An 18590-nucleotide genomic window follows, 5' to 3' on the forward strand; every position below is an offset into this window, starting at 1 on the left:
GTGTCCGAAACCCTCTCCGGGGATCCCCAGCCGATCGCGGTGGTGGGCCTCGCCTGCCGGCTCCCCGGCGCCGGAAGTCCCGCCCGGTTCTGGGACCTGCTGCGCGACGGTGTCGACGCCGTCGGCGAGGTGCCCGCCGGCCGGCACTACCCCGACGGGCCCGGGCTGCCCCGCCGGGGCGGCTACCTGCCGGACGTCGACCGGTTCGACGCGCGGCTGTTTTCCGTCTCGCCGCGGGAAGCGCGCGAGATGGACCCGCAGCAGCGGCTGATCCTCGAGCTCGGCTGGGAAGCCCTCGAAGACGCCCGGATCGCGCCGGATGCCCTGCGCGGCCACGAGATCGGCGTCTACATCGGCGTCACCTCGGACGACTACTCGATCCTGCACCACCGCGCCGGCGGACCCGTCGGGCACTACGCGATGACCGGTGCGAACCGCGCCATCATCGCCAACCGCGTCTCGCACCGGTTCGGGTTCACCGGCCCGAGCATGGCCGTCGACACCGGGCAGTCGTCGGCGCTGGTCGCCGTCCACCTCGCGTGCACCGCCATCCGGGCCGGTGACTGCGAATCCGCGCTGGTCGGTGGCGTGCAGCTGAACCTGGCCGCCGAAAGCACGCAGGCCGTCGCCGCGCTCGGGGCGCTGTCGCCGGACGGGCGCTGCTTCGTCTTCGACGACCGCGCCAACGGCATCGTCCGCGGCGAGGGCGGCGGAGTCGTCGTGCTCAAGCCCCTGGCCGCCGCGCGGCGCGACGGCGACCACGTCTACTGCGTCGTCCGCGGCAGCGCCGTCAACAACGACGGGCCGACCGACGGACTCACCACACCCGGCCGCGAAACCCAGGAACGCGTGCTGGCCGCGGCCTGCCGCCGCGCCGGAGTGGCGCCCGCGGCCGTCCAGTACGTGGAGCTGCACGGCACCGGCACCCGCGTCGGCGACCCGATCGAAGCCGGCGCGCTCGGCACGGTCCACGGCGCGGGCCGGACCGAGCCGCTGTGGATCGGCTCGGCGAAGACCAACGTCGGTCACCTCGAAGGCGCCGCCGGCATGGTCGGACTGCTCAAGACCGCGCTCGCGGTCGACCGGCACATCCTGCCTGCCAGCCTCAACTTCGCCCGCCCCAACCCGGAAATCCCCTTCGCCGAGGCGAACCTGCGGGTCGTCCGGGAGACGATGCCGTGGCCTTCGGACCGCGACGCCGTCCTCGCCGGCGTCTCGTCGTTCGGTGTCGGCGGCACCAACGCCCACGTCGTCCTCGGCGCCGGCGAAGCACCCGACACCGAGCCTGCCGCCGACCCGGCCGGGCCGGTGCTGTGGCCCCTGTCCGGGCACTCCGAGCCCGCCCTGCGCGACCAAGCCGCCCGGCTGGCCGAGCACCTCGACGCCCACCCGGGCGCGTCGGCCGCCGACGTCGGGTTCTCGCTGGCGACGACGCGGGCCTCGCTGGGCGTCCGGGCCGCGGTCGTCGGCACCGGGACGGCCGAGCTGAGCGAAGCCCTGCGCGCGGTCGCCGAAGACCGCCCGACGACGGCCTGCGTGCGCGCCGTCGCCGAACCGGGCCGCGCGGCCCGCGGGCGGACCGTGTTCGTCTTCCCCGGCCAGGGCACCCAGTGGGCCGGGATGGCTGTAGAGCTGCTCGACACCGCGCCCGCGTTCGCCGAATCGCTGGCCGACTGCGACCGCGTGCTGGCGCCGCTGACCGGGTTCTCCGCGCTCGCCGTGCTGCGGGACGAGCCGGGCGCGCCGTCGATGGCCGACTCGGCCGTCAACCAGCCGGTGATGTGGGCCGTCATGGTCTCCCTCGCGGCGTTGTGGCGCGCGCACGGCGTCGAGCCGGACGCGGTCGTCGGACACTCGCAGGGCGAGCTGGCGGCGGCCTGCGTGGCCGGCGCGATGTCCCTGGACGAGGCCGCCCGCATCGTGGCGGCCCGCGGCCGGGTCGCGTCGGAGGTGATGCGCGGCGTCGGCGGCATGGTGTCGGTGGCGCTGCCCGTCGACGTCGTGCGCGAACGGATCGAGCGCTGGGCGGGCCGGCTGTCGATCGGCGCGGTCAACGGGCCCGCGTCGGTCATCGTGTCCGGCGAAACCGAAGCGCTCGACGAACTGATGGCGGCCTGGGACGGCGAAGACATCCGGCTGCGGCGGCTGAAGGTCGACTACGCCTCGCATTCGCCGCTGGTCGAACGCATCGAGGCCCCGCTGGTCGCCGCACTCGGCGAACTGCACCCGCGCAGTTCGCCCCTGCGCTTCTACTCCACCGTGACCGGTGGCCCGCTCGACACCGCCGGGCTGGACACGTCCTACTGGTACCGCAACTCGCGGGCGACGGTCGACTTCTTCGGCGCCGTCACGGCGTTGTGCCAGGACGGCTTCACGGAGTTCGTCGAGGTCAGCCCGCATCCGGCGCTGCTCGGGAACGTCCGCGACATCGCGCAGGCGGCCGGCGTCCCGCTGGTCTCGGTGGGCACGCTGCGCCGCGATCAGGGCGGCCTGACGCGCTTCGCGACGTCGATGGCCGAGCTGTACGCCGCGGGCGGGCACCTCGACTGGGCGGCCGTGTACCCGGGCGCCACCCGGATCGCGCTGCCGACGTACGCGTTCCAGCGCGAGCGCTACTGGATCGACGACACCCCGCGCGTCGCCGCGACGGCCGTCGAACCCGAGGAGTTCGACGAACCCGCCGAGCCGCAGCGGGACCTGCGCGCGCTGGTGCGGCGGGAGTGCGCCGCCGTGCTCGGGATGTCCGATGTGGACAGTCTGGAACCGGCGGCCACGTTCAAGGAGCTGGGGTTCGACTCCGCCACGCTCGTCGAGTTCGCCGGCCGGCTCAGCGCCGCCAGCGGCCGCGCCCTGACCAGCAGCGTCCTGTTCGACCACCCGACACCGGCCCGGCTCGGTGAGTTCCTCCAGCCCGACGTCGAAGCGGCCGCCGTCGAACCCGAGACCCCGCCCTGTGACGACGACGATCCGATCGTCATCGTGGGCATCGGCTGCCGTTACCCGGGCGGCATCGACTCGCCCGAGTCCTTCTGGACCCTGCTGCGCGACGGCGCCGACGCGGTGTCGGCCATGCCGGCCGACCGCGGCTGGAGCGCCGAGGTCCTGGCCACCGGCCGCGGTGGCGGGTTCCTGCACGACGCCGGCGACTTCGACGCCGCGTTCTTCCGCATCTCGCCGCGCGAGGCCCTCGCCATGGACCCGCAGCAGCGGTTGCTGCTCGAGACGTCGTGGGAGGCCCTGGAGCGCGCCGGCATCGACCCGACGACGCTGCGGGACAGCCCGACCGGTGTCTTCCTCGGCGGCATGGCGCAGGACTACGGCACCCGGCTGCACGAAAGCTCCGGCGACACCGGCGGGTACGGCCTGACCGGGACGTCGCTGAGCGTGCTGTCCGGGCGCGTCTCCTACGTCCTGGGCACGCGCGGGCCGGCGATCAGCGTCGACACCGCCTGCTCGTCTTCGCTGGTGGCGCTGCACCTCGCGGTCCGCGCGCTGCGGGCGGGGGAGTGCTCGCTCGCCCTCGCCGGCGGCGCCACCGTGATGGCGTCACCCGGCGTCTTCGTCGAGTTCGAAAAGCAGGGCGGCCTGTCCGCGGACGGGCGGTGCCGGTCGTTCGCCGACGACGCCGCCGGCACCGGCTGGGCCGAAGGCGCCGGGGTGCTGGTGCTGCAGCGGCTGTCCGACGCGCGGCGCGACGGCCGTGACGTCCTGGCCGTGGTCCGCGGTTCGGCGGTCAACCAGGACGGCGCGTCCAACGGCCTCACCGCACCCAGCGGCGCCTCCCAGCAGCAGGTGATCGGGCAGGCCCTGGCCGACGCCGGGGTGCCCGCGACCGAGGTCGACGCCGTCGAGGCGCACGGCACCGGCACCACACTCGGCGACCCGATCGAGGCCCACGCACTGCTGGCCACCTACGGCCGGGACCGGGAAACCCCGCTGTGGCTGGGTTCCCTCAAGTCCAACATCGGGCACACCCAGGCCGCCGCAGGCGTCGCCGGCGTGATCAAGATGGTCCTCGCCCTGCGGCACCGGCTGCTGCCGAAGACCCTCCACGCCGGGACGGCGTCGTCCAAAGTGGACTGGTCGGCCGGCGCCGTCCGGCTGCTGAGCGAACCGGCCGGCTGGCCCGACGCCGGACGGCCGAGCCGTGCGGGCGTCTCGTCGTTCGGCATCAGCGGCACGAACGCCCACGTCATCCTCGAACAGGCACCAGCCGTCGAGTCGCCCGCCGAGGACACCGAACCGTCGGGAGTACTTCCGCTGGTCGTCTCGGCGCGCTCGGAAGCCGGCCTGGCCGCCCAGACGGGTCGGTTGGCCACGCTCCTCGAAGACGCGCCCGCACTCGGCGCCGTCGCGGACGCCCTGCTCGTCACCCGGGCGCGGTGGGAGCACCGGGCCGTGGTGGTCGCCGACGGGCACGCGGACGCGATCGACGGACTGCGCGGCGTCTCGGCCGGCGACCCGACGTCGTTCGCCGTCACCGGCGCCGCCGATCCGGCCGGGCCGGGCAAGGTCGCGTGGGTGTTCCCGGGCCAGGGCGCGCAGTGGGCCGGGATGGGCGCGCGGCTGTGGGACACCGAACCGGTGTTCGCCGCGCGGATGGCCGAGTGCGAGGCGGCGCTGGCGCCGTTCGTGGACTGGTCGCTGGCCGACGTCGTCCGCCAGGTGCCGGGCGCGCCGTCGCTGGCCCGGGTGGACGTGGTGCAGCCGGTGTCGTTCGCGGTGATGGTGTCGCTGGCCGCGCTGTGGCGGGCCTGCGGGATCCGGCCGGACGCCGTGCTGGGGCACTCCCAGGGTGAGATCGCGGCGGCCTGCGTCGCGGGCGCGCTGTCGCTGGCCGACGCCGCGCGCACGGTCGCGTTGCGCAGCCAGGTCATCGCCGCCCGCCTGGCCGGTCGCGGCGGCATGCTGTCGGTCGCGGTGAGCGCCGAGGACGCGGCCCGCGACCTGCCCGGCGGCGTCGAGATCGCCGTCGTCAACTCGCCGTCCGCGGTGGTGCTGGCCGGCGAACCGGCCGCGCTGGACCGGGCCGAGGCCGCGTACCGCGAGCGCGGGGTGCGCGTGCGCCGCATCGACGTCGACTACGCCTCGCACACGTCCCAGGTCGACGCCGTCGAAGCCGAACTCGCCACGCTGCTGGCCGACGTCGGCGCGACCGCGCCGGAGATCGCCTGGTACTCCACAGTGGACGGTTCGTGGGCGGATGGCCCGGTCGAACCCGGCTACTGGTTCCGCAACCTGCGTGGCCGGGTCGGGTTCGCCGACGCCGTCGACGCGCTGGCAAGCAACGGTTTCCGGGTGTTCCTCGAAGTCTCGTCGCACCCGGTGCTGACGTCGAGCATCCAGGAGGGCTTGGAACGGGCCGGGGTGACCGGCGCGCTGGTCGGCGGCACCCTGCGCCGTGACCAGGGCGATCGCGAGCGATTCCTGCGCTCGGCCGCCGAACTGCACGTCCGCGGCGTGCCCGTCGACTGGCGCCCGTTCGTGCCCGGCACCGGCCGGGTAGCGCTGCCGACGACGGCGTTCCAGCGCACGCGTTACTGGGCGCCCGCCTCGACCGGCACCGACCCGGAGAGCCTCGGCCAGACCGTCGTCGCACACCCGCTGCTGGGCGCGGCGATCGACGCACCGGACACCGGCGGCGTCGTCCTGACCGGCCGGCTGTCGCTGGCCGCCCAGCCGTGGCTGGCCGACCACGCGGTGGCGGGGACCGTGCTGCTGCCCGGCGCGGCGCTGGCCGAGCTGGCCATCCAGGCCGGCGAGTGGACCCGGTGCCCGGTGCTGGCCGAGCTGATCGTCGAGGCGCCCCTGCCGTTGCCGCCGACGGCGGTGGTGCGCATCCAGGTCGTGGTCGGCGCCGCCGACGACGCGGGCCGCCGCGAGGTGGCCGTCCACTCCCGCCCGGACGAACCGGGCCGCGAATGGACCCGCCACGCCACCGGCGTCCTGACCCCCGAACCGGCGACGGTTCCCGCACCGGCCGAGTGGCCACCCGCCGGAGCCGAAACCCTTGCTGTGGAAGGGTTCTACGACGACCTAGCCGCCCGCGGCTACGACTACGGCCCGGTGTTCCGCGGCCTGACCGCCGCGTGGCGGCGCGGGGACGAGTACTTCGCCGAGGTGACACTGCCGGAGCCGGCCGACCCCGCCGGGTTCGCGATCCACCCGGCGCTGCTCGACGCCGCGCTGCACACCACCCTGCTGGCCGCGGGCCCAGCGCCCGAGGGCGAGATCGCCCTGCCGTTCGCGTGGCACGACGTCGTCGCCCACGCCACCGCCGCGGGTTCGGCCCGGGTCCACGTCACACCCGCGACCGACGGCGGCCTGGCGGTGACGCTGACGGACACGGCGGGCGAACTGCTGCTCTCGGTGGGCGCGCTGATCACCCGGCCGGTACCGCTGGCCCAGATCGGCGCGGCCCCCGCCGGCGCCGACCCGGTCTTCACGGTGGACTGGCCCGCCTTGCCAGTGGGCACCACCGAACCGCTGCCCGCCGACGCCGTACAGATCATCACCGGTCCCGGCGACATCGCCGCCCCTTGGCTCGTCTTCCCGGTCGAGCCGGGCCCGGCCGACGCGCGTGTGGCGGTCAACGCCGTTCTCACGGTGCTGCAACGCTTTCTCGCCGAACCGGAAACGCCGGGCACACGCCTGGCCATAGTCACCCGTGGTGGAGTCGCCACCGGACTCGCCGACGCCGCACCCGACCCAGCGGCCGCCGCTGTCTGGGGCCTGGTCCGCAGCGCCCAGCGAGAGAACCCCGGCCGGATCGTGCTCGCCGACCTCGACAGCGCCGACTTCGCTGCGCTCACGGCCGTCCTGCCGGTCGTCACCGCAGCCGGTGAGCCGCAGTTCGCCCTGCGTGACGGCGAAATCCGCGTCCCCCGCCTCGCCCGGCCCGGCCCCGCCGACCTGACGCCACCCGCCGGTGATGTGCCGTGGGTGCTCGACACCACCGGTACCGGCACGTTCGACGGCCTGGCCCTGCTGCCCTGCCCGGAACTGGCGGACCCCCTGTCCGCCGGGCAGGTGCGGGTCGGGATGCGTGCGGCCGGCCTGAACTTCCGGGATGTCCTCGCCGGGCTCGGCATGCGCCGGGGTGCGGCGGAGATGGGTGGCGAAGGCGCCGGCGTCGTTCTCGAAACCGGACCTGAGGTCACGGATCTCGCCGTCGGCGACCGGGTGCTCGGGCTGTTCACCCGCGGCTTCGGCCCGATCGCCGTCGCCGATGCCCGCCGGCTGGCGCGCGTGCCCGCCGGGTGGACGTTCGAGCAGGCCGCGTCGATGCCGGTTGTGTTCCTCACCGCCCTCTACGGCCTGCAGGACCTGGCCGGGCTGCGGGCAGGGGAGAAGGTCCTGGTGCACGCGGCCGCGGGCGGTGTCGGGATGGCCGCCGTGCAGGTGGCCCGCCTGCTGGGCGCCGAGGTGTTCGCCACCGCGAGCCCCGGCAAGCACGGCCTGCTGCGGGACATGGGCCTCGACGACGACCACATCGCCAGCTCCCGCACCCTCGCGTTCGAAGAGCGCTTCCTCGCGGTCACCGGCGGCACCGGCGTGGACGTCGTGCTGGACTCCCTGGCCGGCGAGTTCGTCGACGCCTCGCTGCGGCTGCTGCCCCGCGGCGGCCGGTTCCTGGAGATGGGCAAGAACGACATCCGCGACGCCGGGCAGGTCGCGCGCGAGCACCCCGGGGTCGCCTACCAGGCCTACGACCTGATCCAGCTCGATTCGCCGCGGGTCGCGGAACTGCTCGGCGACCTGCTGGAGCGGTTCGGCTCCGGGGCGCTGCGGCTGATCCCGCTGACCGCGTGGGACATCCGGCGCGCGCCCGAGGTCTTCCGGCACATGGCCCAGGGCCGCCACACCGGCAAGAACGTCCTGACGATCCCGCGGCCACTCGACGCGGGTGGCACCGTGCTCGTCACCGGCGGTACCGGCACGCTCGGCGGGCTGGTGGCCCGCCACTTCGTGCAGGAGCACGGCGTCCGCAGCGTGCTGCTGGCCTCCCGCCGCGGCCCGGCCGCCGACGGTGCCGCACAGCTGTGCGCGGACCTGCGCGACCTCGGCGCCCGTGTCGACGTCGTCGCGTGTGACACCGCCGAGCGCGACGACGTCCGGGCGCTGCTGGCCGCCGTCCCGGCCGACGCGCCGCTCACCGCCGTCGTGCACGCCGCCGGCGTCCTCGACGACGGCGTCATCGCCACGCTCGACGCGGACCGGGTGGACGCGGTGTTCCGGCCCAAGGCCGACGCCGCCGCGCACCTCGACGAGCTGACCCGCGACCTGGACCTGAGCGCCTTCGTGCTGTTCTCGTCCGTCGCCGGGGTGCTCGGCACGGCCGGGCAGGCCAACTACGCCGCCGCCAACGGGTTCCTCGACGGCCTGGCCGCCCGCCGCCGGGCCGCCGGCCACGCGGCGGTGTCGGTCGCCTGGGGCCTGTGGGCCGACGCCAGCGGGATGACCGGCCACCTCGCCGACGCCGACCGCACCCGGCTGGCCCGCACCGGCATCGGCGCACTCGGCACCGCCGACGGCCTGGCCGCCCTCGACGTCGCCCTCGGCTCGGCCCGTCCCGCGCTGGTCGCGGTGACCCCCGACCTCGGCGTCCTGCGCGAGCAGGCCCGCACCGGCACACTGCCGGCGCTGCTGCGCGACCTGGTGGGCCGCGTCCGCCGCGCCGCGCGCACCCCGGACGACAGCGGCGCCGGGACCCTCACCGCCCGGCTCGCGAACCTGGCCGGGCCCGCCCGGCGGACCGTGGTGGTCGACCTCGTCCGCACCGAAGCCGGCGTGATCCTCGGCGGGGGCGGCGCGATCGCCCCGACCCGGGCGTTCCGGGACGTCGGGTTCGACTCGCTGACCGCCGTCGAACTGCGCAACCGGCTGGCCGCCCGCGCCGGCGTCACCCTCGCGACCACCGCCGTCTTCGACCACCCCAGCCCGGTCGAGCTGGCGGATCACCTGCTGGAGAAGCTGTTCGGCACGGTCGAAGCAACCGCCGCGCCGGCCATCGCCGTGGCGCCCGCCGACGACCCGGTCGTGATCGTCGGGATCGGCGTCCGGCTGCCCGGCGGTGTCGCCGGCCCGGACGACCTGTGGGACCTGCTGCGCCGCGGCGGCGACGCGATGACGCCGTTCCCGGCCGACCGCGGCTGGCCCGAAGGGCTCTACGACCCCGATCCCGACGCGCCTGGCAAGTCCTACGCTCGCCACGGCGGGTTCCTGCCCGACGCCGCGATGTTCGACGCCGGGTTCTTCGGCATCTCCGCCCGCGAGGCCTTGGCGATGGACCCGCAGCAGCGGCTGCTGCTGGAAACCTCCTGGGAGGCCCTGGAACGGGCGGGCATCGACCCGGTGTCGCTGCGCGGCAGCCGGACCGGCGTCTTCGTCGGCGCGCTCGCCCAGGGGTACGGCACCGGCGCGGCCGCCTCGGGCGGCGAAGGTTACGTCCTGACCGGGACGTCGTCGAGCGTGCTGTCCGGGCGGGTGTCCTACGTGCTCGGCGCGCGCGGCCCGGCGGTCACCGTCGACACGGCGTGTTCGTCGTCGCTGGTGGCGATCCACCTCGCCGCGCAGTCGCTGCGGTCCGGCGAATGCGGGCTGGCGCTGGCCGGCGGCGTCACGGTGCTGACGTCGCCGATGCCGTTCGTCGAGTTCTCCCGCCAGCGCGGGCTGGCGCCCGACGGCCGGTGCAAGTCCTTCGCCGACGACGCGGACGGCACCGGCTGGGCCGAAGGCGTCGGCGTGCTGGTGCTGCAGCGGCTGTCCGACGCCCGGCGCGAAGGCCGTGAGGTGCTCGCGGTGGTCCGCGGGACCGCGGTCAACTCCGACGGCGCGTCCAACGGGCTGACCGCCCCCAACGGCCCGGCCCAGCAAGCGGTAATCAGCGACGCGCTCACCGCGGCCGGACTGGCCGCTTCAGACGTCGACGCCGTCGAGGCGCACGGCACCGGCACCACCCTCGGCGACCCCATCGAGGCGCAGGCGGTGCTGGCGACGTACGGCCAGAACCGGGAAACGCCGCTGTGGCTGGGTTCCCTCAAGTCCAACATCGGGCACGCCCAGGCCGCCGCGGGGGTCGCGGGCGTGATCAAGATGGTGCTCTCGATGCGCCACGGCGTGCTGCCGAAGACACTGCACGCGGACGCCCCGACGTCCAAAGTGGACTGGTCGGCCGGTGCGGTGCGGCTGCTGGCCGAGGAGACGCCGTGGCCCGACACCGGACGGCCGCGGCGCGCGGGCGTCTCGTCGTTCGGGATCAGCGGGACCAACGCACACGTCGTGCTCGAACAGGGCCAGCCTCTTGAGTCCGAAGTGGACACGACGGTGCCGGATCTGCTGCCGGTCGTGGTGTCCGCCCGGTCGGCGGCCGGGCTCGAGGCGCAGGCCGGTCGGCTCGCGGACTTCCTGGCCGGTGCCACCGATCTCGCCGCGGCCGCCGGCGCCCTCGCGGCCAAGTCGGCGTGGGAACACCGCGCGGTCGTGGTGGCCGGGGGCCGCGACGACGTCGTGACCGGGCTGCGTGACCTGGTCGTCCGCGGGGTCGCCGACCCGGCCGGGCGCGGGGTCGGCGTGCTGTTCACCGGCCAGGGCGCGCACCGGCCCGGCATGGGCCGAGGCCTCTACGAGCGCTTCCCGGCCTACGCGACGGCGTTCGACGACGTCTGCGCCGAACTGGACATCCACCTGGCCGGCCCGGTACCGCTGAGGGAGGCCGTCTTCGACGGGCCGCTCGACGAGGCCGCGTTCGCGCAGGCCGGCCTGTTCGCCGTCGAAGTGGCGATGTTCCGGCTGGTCGAGTCGTGGGGCGTGCGGCCGGTCGCGGTCGCGGGCCACTCGCTGGGCGAGCTGGCCGCGGCGCACGTCGCCGGGGTGCTTTCGCTGCCCGACGCGGCGAAACTGGTCGCCGCCCGCGGGCGCCTGATGGGCGCGCTGCCCGCCGGTGGCGCGATGATCGCCATCGCCGCGCCCGAAGCCGACGTCGTCGCCGAACTGGTCGACGGCGTCTCGATCGCGGCCGTCAACGGCCCCGAGGCGGTCGTCGTCTCCGGTGACGCCACCGCCGTGCACGCGGTGGCCGGCGGGTTCGCCGAGCGCGGCGTGCGGACCAAGACCCTCGACGTCAGCCACGCGTTCCACTCGCCGCTGATGGACCCGGTGCGCGACGACCTGCGCGCGGTCGCGCGGACCCTGACCCACCGGCCGGCGGCGCTCACCGTGGTGTCGTCGGTGACCGGGGCGGCCGGCGCGCCGCTGACCGCGGACTACTGGGCCGAGCAGGTGCGTCGTCCGGTGCGGTTCGCCGACGCCGTCCGCGCCATGCCGGACGTCTCGGTGCTGCTGGAACTGGGACCCGACGGCGTGCTGAGCGCGCTGGCCAACGCCCTCGACGACGTCGCGCCCGCCGTGTCGCTGGCCCGCCGGGACCGGCCGGAGGCCGAGACCGCGCTGGCCGCGCTCGCCGAGGTGTTCGTGCGCGGCAACGACGTCGACTGGACTTCGCTCGCGCCCGCCCGGCGGCCGCTTCCGTTGCCCACCACGGCGTTCCAGCGCCGCCGGTACTGGCTCGACGCGGCACCCGCCGGCGACGCCGCCGGTTTCGGCCTGGACGCGGCCCGGCACCCGGTGCTCGGCGTCGTCGTCGAAGACCCGGCCTCGGGCGGCGTCACGCTGACCGGGCGGGCGTCGCACGCGGCCCAGCCGTGGCTGGCCGAGCACCGCATCGACGGCGTGGCCGTCGTCCCCGGCGCGGCCCTGGTCGAATGGGCCGTCCGGGCCGGCGACCACGTCGGCTGCCCGGTGCTGGACGAACTCGTCGTCGAAACCCCGCTGCCGGTGCCCGAGACCGCCGCGGTGCGGATCCAGGTCGTCGTCGGCGCGGCCGCGGCGGACGGACGCCGCGAGGTCGCCGTCCACGCCCGGCCCGACCAGGGCGGTTCGTGGACCCGGCACGCGTCCGGCTATCTGGCTCCCGCGGTGGCCGTCCCGCCGGTTTCCGGCGAGACCTGGCCACCCGCCGGCGCCGAACCGGTGGCCCTCGACGACCTCTACGACGTCCTCGCCGAGCGCGGCTACGGCTACGGCCCGGTGTTCCGCGGGCTGACCGCGGCCTGGCGCGACGGTGCGGAGCTGTTCGGCGAGGTCGTGCTCCCGGAACCGGCCGACGTCGCGGGCTTCGTGCTCCACCCGGCGCTGCTCGACGCCGCCCTGCACCTGACTGGCCTCGACACCCCGGCCGACGACGACGGCATCGCCCTGCCGTTCGCCTGGAGCCGGGTCGCCGTGCATGCCGGTGGCGCCCGCGAGGTGCGCGTCCGGCTCACCCCGGCCGACGACGGCGCGGTCTCGCTCGACCTCACCGACCCGTCGGGAGCGCCGGTCGCGTCGGTGGGCGGGCTGATCAGCCGTCCCGTCGCCCGCGCCGCCCTGTCCGGCGCGGCCGAGGTCGTCCACGGCGTGGAGTGGCGCCCACTGCCCGCCGGAACCTCTTCGGAAACCGTTGCGGTACAGGCGATATCGGGCCCGGACGACCTGACGCGCCTGGCGGCGAACCCGCCGCGGTGGCTCGTGCTCCCGGTGGTCCCGGCCGGTGCCACGGACCCGGACCGGGCCCGCGCCGCGATCGCCGGGGTCCTGGCGGTCGCACGCCCGCTCCTGACCGAGCCCGCTTGGGCGGCGACCACCCTGGTCGTGACCACCCGCAACGCGGTGGCGGACGAGACGATCGACCCCGCTGCGGCGGCCGTCTGGGGCCTGGCGCGCTCGATCGGCACGGAGAATCCCGGCCGCGTGGCGCTCGTGGACCTCGGTGCTGCCGATGCCGCCCTGCCGGTCGGTGCGATCGAGAGCGGCGAATGGCAGCTGGCCCTGCGCGACGGCGAATTCCGCGTCCCCAGACTGACCGCCCTGCCCGCCGAACCCGTCGGCGAGTGGCTCGACCCGGCCGGCACCGTGCTGATCACCGGCGGTACCGGCGCCCTCGGCGCGGCGGTCGCCCGGCACGTGGTGACCGTCCACGGCGCACGCAGCGTGTTGCTCGCCTCCCGGCGCGGCCTCGACGCGCCCGGCGCACGCGAGCTGCGCGACGAACTCCGTGACCTCGGCGCCCGAGCCGACGTGGTGACGGCCGACGTCGCCGACCGGGCTCAGGTGCGGGCGCTGCTCGCGGGCGTCCCCGCCGATGCCCCGCTGACGGCGGTCGTGCACACCGCAGGCGTCCTCGCCGACGGTGTCGCCACCGAACTCGACGCCGCTCGCGTCGACGCCGTGTTCCGGCCCAAGGCCGACGCCGCCGTGCACCTCGACGAGCTGACCCGTGACCTCGGCCTGCGTGCCTTCGTGCTGTTCTCGTCCGTGTCCGGCGTGCTCGGCGGCGCCGGACAGGCCAACTACGCCGCGGCCAACACCTTCCTTGACGCGCTCGCGCACCGCCGTCGCGCGGCCGGGTTCCCGGCCGTCTCCCTCGCCTGGGGCCTCTGGGCGCTCGACGGTATGAACGGCGCCCTCGGCACGGCCGACACCGCCCGGATCCTCGGCTCGGGCCTCGGCCTGATCGACCCGGCCCGCGGCCTGCGCATGCTCGACACCGCCGCGAGCGCTTCACAGGCGTCGGTGGTCACCGCCGTCCTCGACCTCGCCCGGCCCGGCGCGGTCGTCTCGCCACTGCTGCGGGACCTCGCCGGTCCGGTCCGCCGCACCGTCCAAGCGAGTACCGGCGACCTGGTGCCCCGGCTCGTCGAGCTGGACGCGTCCGCGCGCGTCGAGGCGCTCCTGCAGCTGGTCCTCACCGAAGCCGGCGGCGCGCTCGGTGACGCCGCGGCCCTCGGGCCGGTCCAGGCGTTCCGCGACGCCGGGTTCGACTCCCTGGCCGCGGTCGACCTGCGCAACCGGCTCACCGCCGCGACCGGCGTGCGGCTGCCGCCGACCGTCGCCTTCAACTTCCCCAACGCCACCGCCCTCGCCGAGCACCTGCACAGCGAGCTGTACGCCGAACTCGAAGCGGTGCCCGAACCGGCACCGGCCGAAGCCGTCGTCGAGGACGACCCGGTTGTCATCGTCGGCATGGGTGTCCGGCTGCCCGGCGACGTCGCCGGCCCGGCCGACCTGTGGGACTTGCTGGCCCGCGGCGACGACGCGATCTCGGAGTTCCCCGCCGACCGCGGCTGGGACGAGGACCTCTACGACCCGGACCCCGACGTGCCGGGCAAGTCCTACACCCGCTCCGGCGGGTTCCTCCACGACGCGGCGCTGTTCGATCCCGAGTTCTTCGGCATCTCGCCGCGCGAGGCTCTCGCGATGGACCCGCAGCAGCGGCTGCTGCTGGAAACCTCCTGGGAGGCGCTGGAACACGCCGGGATCGCGCCCGCTTCGGTGCGCGGCCGCGACGTCGGCGTCTTCACCGGCCTGATGTACCACGACTACGGCACCGGGGCGCGCACCGAAGGCCTGGAAGGGCTGTTCGCGACCGGGTCCACCGGCAGCGTCGCCACCGGCCGGGTGTCCTACGTGCTGGGCCTGCGCGGCCCGGCGGTCACGATCGACACGGCGTGTTCGTCGTCGCTGGTGGCGCTGCACCTCGCTGCGCAGGCCCTGCGGTCGGGCGAGTGCTCGATGGCGCTGGCCGGCGGGGCGACGGTGATGGCGACGCCGTCGACGTTCGTCGAGTTCTCCCGCCAGCGCGGGCTCGCCGCCGACGGCCGCTGCAAGGCCTACGCCGAGTCCGCCGATGGCACCGGCTGGTCCGAGGGCGTCGGCGTCCTGGTGCTGCAGCGCCGGTCCGACGCGCTGCGCGACGGCCGCGAGATCCTGGCTGTGGTCAAGGGGATCGCGGTCAACCAGGACGGCGCGTCCAACGGCCTGACCGCGCCCAACGGTCCGGCCCAGGAAGCGGTGATCCGCCAGGCCCTGAGCCAGGCCGGGCTGGCCGCATCGGACGTCGACGCCGTCGAAGGCCACGGCACCGGCACGACCCTCGGCGACCCGATCGAGGCGCAAGCGCTGCTGGCGACGTACGGCCAGGACCGGGAAACCCCGCTGTGGCTGGGTTCCCTCAAGTCCAACATCGGCCACGCCCAGGCCGCCGCCGGTGTGGCCGGGGTGGTCAAGATGGTCCTCGCGATGCGCCACGGCGTCCTGCCGAAGACGCTGCACGCCGACACGGCGTCGTCCAAAGTGGACTGGACGGCGGGTGTCGTCCGGCTGCTGACCGAGCAGAGGCCGTGGCCGGAGACCGACCGGCCGCGCCGCGCGGCGGTGTCGTCGTTCGGCGTCTCCGGGACCAACGCGCACGTCATCCTCGAACAGGGCCCGCCGGTGAAGGCTCCTCGCAGCGTCGGACGTCGCCAGGTCCCGCTCGTGATCTCGGCCCGGTCGGCCGACGCGCTCACCGCCCAGGCCGGGCGGATCGCCACGCTCCTCGACGGTCCCGACGCGCCGGCCGAGGCCGCCGTGGCGGGTGCCCTGATGTCGTCGCGGGTCCTGTGGGAACACCGGGCCGTCGTGCTCGGCGACGTGCGGGCCGGGCTCGGCGATCTCGCCGCCGGTGTCCCGGGACCGGACGTTGTGCGCGGGATCGCCGACGCTTCCGGCAAGGTCGCGCTCGTCTTCCCGGGCCAGGGGGCCCAGTGGCCGGGCATGGGCGCGCGGCTGTGGGACTCCGAGCCGGTGTTCGCGGCGCGGATGGCCGAGTGCGACCGCGCGCTGGCGCCGTACGTGGACTGGTCGCTCGCCGACGTCGTCCGCCAGGCGCCGGACGCGCCGTCGCTCGACCGGGTCGACGTGGTGCAGCCGGTCACGTTCGCCGTGATGGTGTCGCTGGCCGCGCTGTGGCAGTCCACCGGGCTGCGCGTCGACGCCGTGGTCGGCCACTCGCAGGGCGAGATCGCCGCCGCGTGCGTCGCGGGCGCGCTGTCGCTGGCCGACGCGGCCCGGATCGTCACCCTGCGCAGCGCGCTGATCGGCGACCGGCTCGCGGGCGACGGCGGGATGCTGGCCGTCGGCACGTCCGGTGCCGAAGCCGCCCGGGACATCGAGGACTGGGGCGGCCGGGTCGAGATCGCCGCGGTGAACTCGCCGTCGGCGGTCGTGCTGGCCGGTGAACCGGCCGCCCTCGCGGCCCTGAAGGAGACCTACGAGAGCCGGGACGTCCGTGCCCGGCTGATCCCGGTGGACTACGCCTCGCACACCGTCCAGGTCGAGGGCATCGCCGAAGAACTCCTCGACGTCCTCGGCGACGTCGCGGCCACCCGGCCCGCCACACCGTGGTACTCCACTGTGGACAGTCAGTGGGTGACCGGCCCGGTCGCGGCGGACTACTGGGTCCGCAACCTCCGGCAGCCGGTCCGGTTCGCCGAGGCCGTGACGGCGCTGGGGGAGCAGGGCTTCGGCGTGTTCGTCGAGTCCAGCTCCCACCCGGTGCTCACCGCCGGCGTGCAGGACACCCTCGCGGCGGCCGGCGTCGACGCCGTCACCGGCGGCACGCTGCGGCGCGACCAGGGAGACCGGGCCCGGTTCGTCCGGTCGGTCGCTGAGCTGTTCGTCCGCGGCGTCGCGCTCGACGCGGCCACCATCGTCCCGGCCGGTCCGGCGCTGTCCGGCCTGCCGACCACCGCGTTCCGCCGCGAGCACTACTGGCTGCTGCCCGAGACGGTGAGCGACGCGGCCGGACTCGGCCAGGGCGCCGTCGACCACCCGCTGCTCGGGGCCGTCGTCGAGACCGCCACCGGCGGCGGAATCCTGCTGACCGGCCTGCTGTCGCACCGGGCGCAGCCGTGGCTCGCCGATGAGCCGCTGGTGCCCGCTTCGACGCTGGCCGAGCTGGCGATCCGGGCCGGCGACCAGGTCGGCGCACCCGCGCTCGACCGGCTGAGTGTCCACGAGCCGCTGCTCCTGCCGCCGGACACGACCGTCCGGCTCCAGGTCGTCGTCGGGGAACCGGACGACTCGGCGCGCCGGTCCGTGAGTGTCCACTCGCGCCCGGACGCCGGGAGTCCACAGTGGACTCTGCACGCCAGCGGCGTGCTGAGCGACGACGTCCGCCCGCCGTCGACGGAACCAGGCCCGTGGCCGCCCGCCGGTGCCGAACAGGCGGACGCCAGTGACGGCGTGACCGCGCTGTGGACCCGGGGTGACGACGTGTTCGCCGAGGTCAGCCTGCCGGGCGACGCCGGCGGCTTCACCATTCACCCGGCGCTGCTCGAGACGGCGCTGCAGCTCGGCCTCGGCGGCGCGTCCGTCCAGCCCACCGAGTGGACCGGGCTGACCCTGCACGCCGCGGGCGCGACGGCCGTGCGCGTCCGGCTCACCCCGGCCGCCGGCGGCGGTGTTTCGGCCGAGCTGACCGACGAACTCGGCGCCCCCGTTCTGTCGCTGGCCGCGGTGACCGGCACGTTGGTGCGTCCGGCCGTCGCCCGCGCGGGCGACGAGCTGTACGGCGTCACCTGGACCGCCCTGCCCGAAGCGGGGAGCACCCCGGACGGCTCGGTCCGGCCGATTACCGGCGTGGCCGACCTCGACGGCCCGGCCATGGACTGGCTCGTGCTGCCGGTGCCCGGCGACGACGGCACGCCCGAACCGCAGCGGGTCCGCTCCGCGGTCGGCGATGTCTTGGCCGTCCTGCAAGCCTTCCTGAACGACCCGGCTCTCGGCGCGTCCCGGCTGGTCGTCACCACCAGGCACGCGGTGAGCGTCGACGACACCGACCTGATCGACCCGGTCGCGGCGGCGGTGTGGGGCCTGGTGCGCTCGGCCCAGGCGGAGCACCCCGGCCGGCTGCTGCTGGCCGACACCGAAGGCGTCCCGGCGTCCCTCGGTGACCTCGTCGGCCGCGACGAGTGGCAGGTGGCGTTCCGCGACGGCGACCGCTGGGTGCCGCGCCTGGTCCCGATCGCCGCCGAGGCGCCGGAACCGGTGCTGGACCCCGCCGGCACCGCCCTGATCACCGGCGGCACGGGCCTGCTGGGCGCACTCGCCGCCCGGCACCTGGTCGCCACCCACGGGCTGCGCAGCGTCGTGCTGGCTTCGCGCCGGGGCCCGGCGGCCGACGGCGCCACCGAACTGAGCGACGAACTGCGGGCCCTCGGCGCCCGGGTCGAGATCGTCGCCTGCGACGTCGCCGACCGCGAGCAGGTCCGCGCGCTGCTGGCGCGGGTGCCCGCGGACGCGCCGCTGACGGCGGTCGTGCACACCGCCGGCGTGCTCGACGACGGCGTCGTCACCGCGCTCGACGCCGACCGGCTCGACGTCGTGTTCCGGCCGAAGGTCGACGCCGCCGTGCACCTCGACGAGCTGACCCGCGACCTCGACCTGACCGCGTTCGTCCTGTTCTCCTCGGCCGCCGGTGTGCTGGGCACCGTGGGCCAGGCCAACTACGCTGCGGCCAACGCCTTCCTCGACGCGCTCGCCGCTCGCCGCCGCGCGGCCGGGCAGGCCGCCGTGTCGCTCGCGTGGGGCCTCTGGGCCCCGGCCGGCGGCATGACCGATCACCTCGGCGACGCCGACCTGGCCCGGGTGACCCGCACCGGCATCGGTGCCCTGGACCCGGACCAGGGTCTGCGCCTGCTCGACAGCGCACTCTCGGCGTCCCGGCCGCT

The 18590-nt window shown here is 75.6% G+C and carries 1 protein-coding gene (running past one end of the window); it reads left to right on the forward strand.

From position 1 onward, the window contains the following. On the forward strand, window positions 1-18590 hold the beginning of the coding sequence (locus tag OG570_RS35380; protein ID WP_326953262.1) for a type I polyketide synthase. The gene runs 25072 nt beyond the window's last position; only the first 18590 of its 43662 coding nucleotides appear in the window; the start codon lies at window positions 1-3; the stop codon falls past the right edge of the window.

The sequence above is a fragment of the Amycolatopsis sp. NBC_01286 genome, from assembly GCF_035982555.1.
In the GTDB taxonomy this organism is placed as follows: Bacteria; Actinomycetota; Actinomycetes; order Mycobacteriales; family Pseudonocardiaceae; genus Amycolatopsis.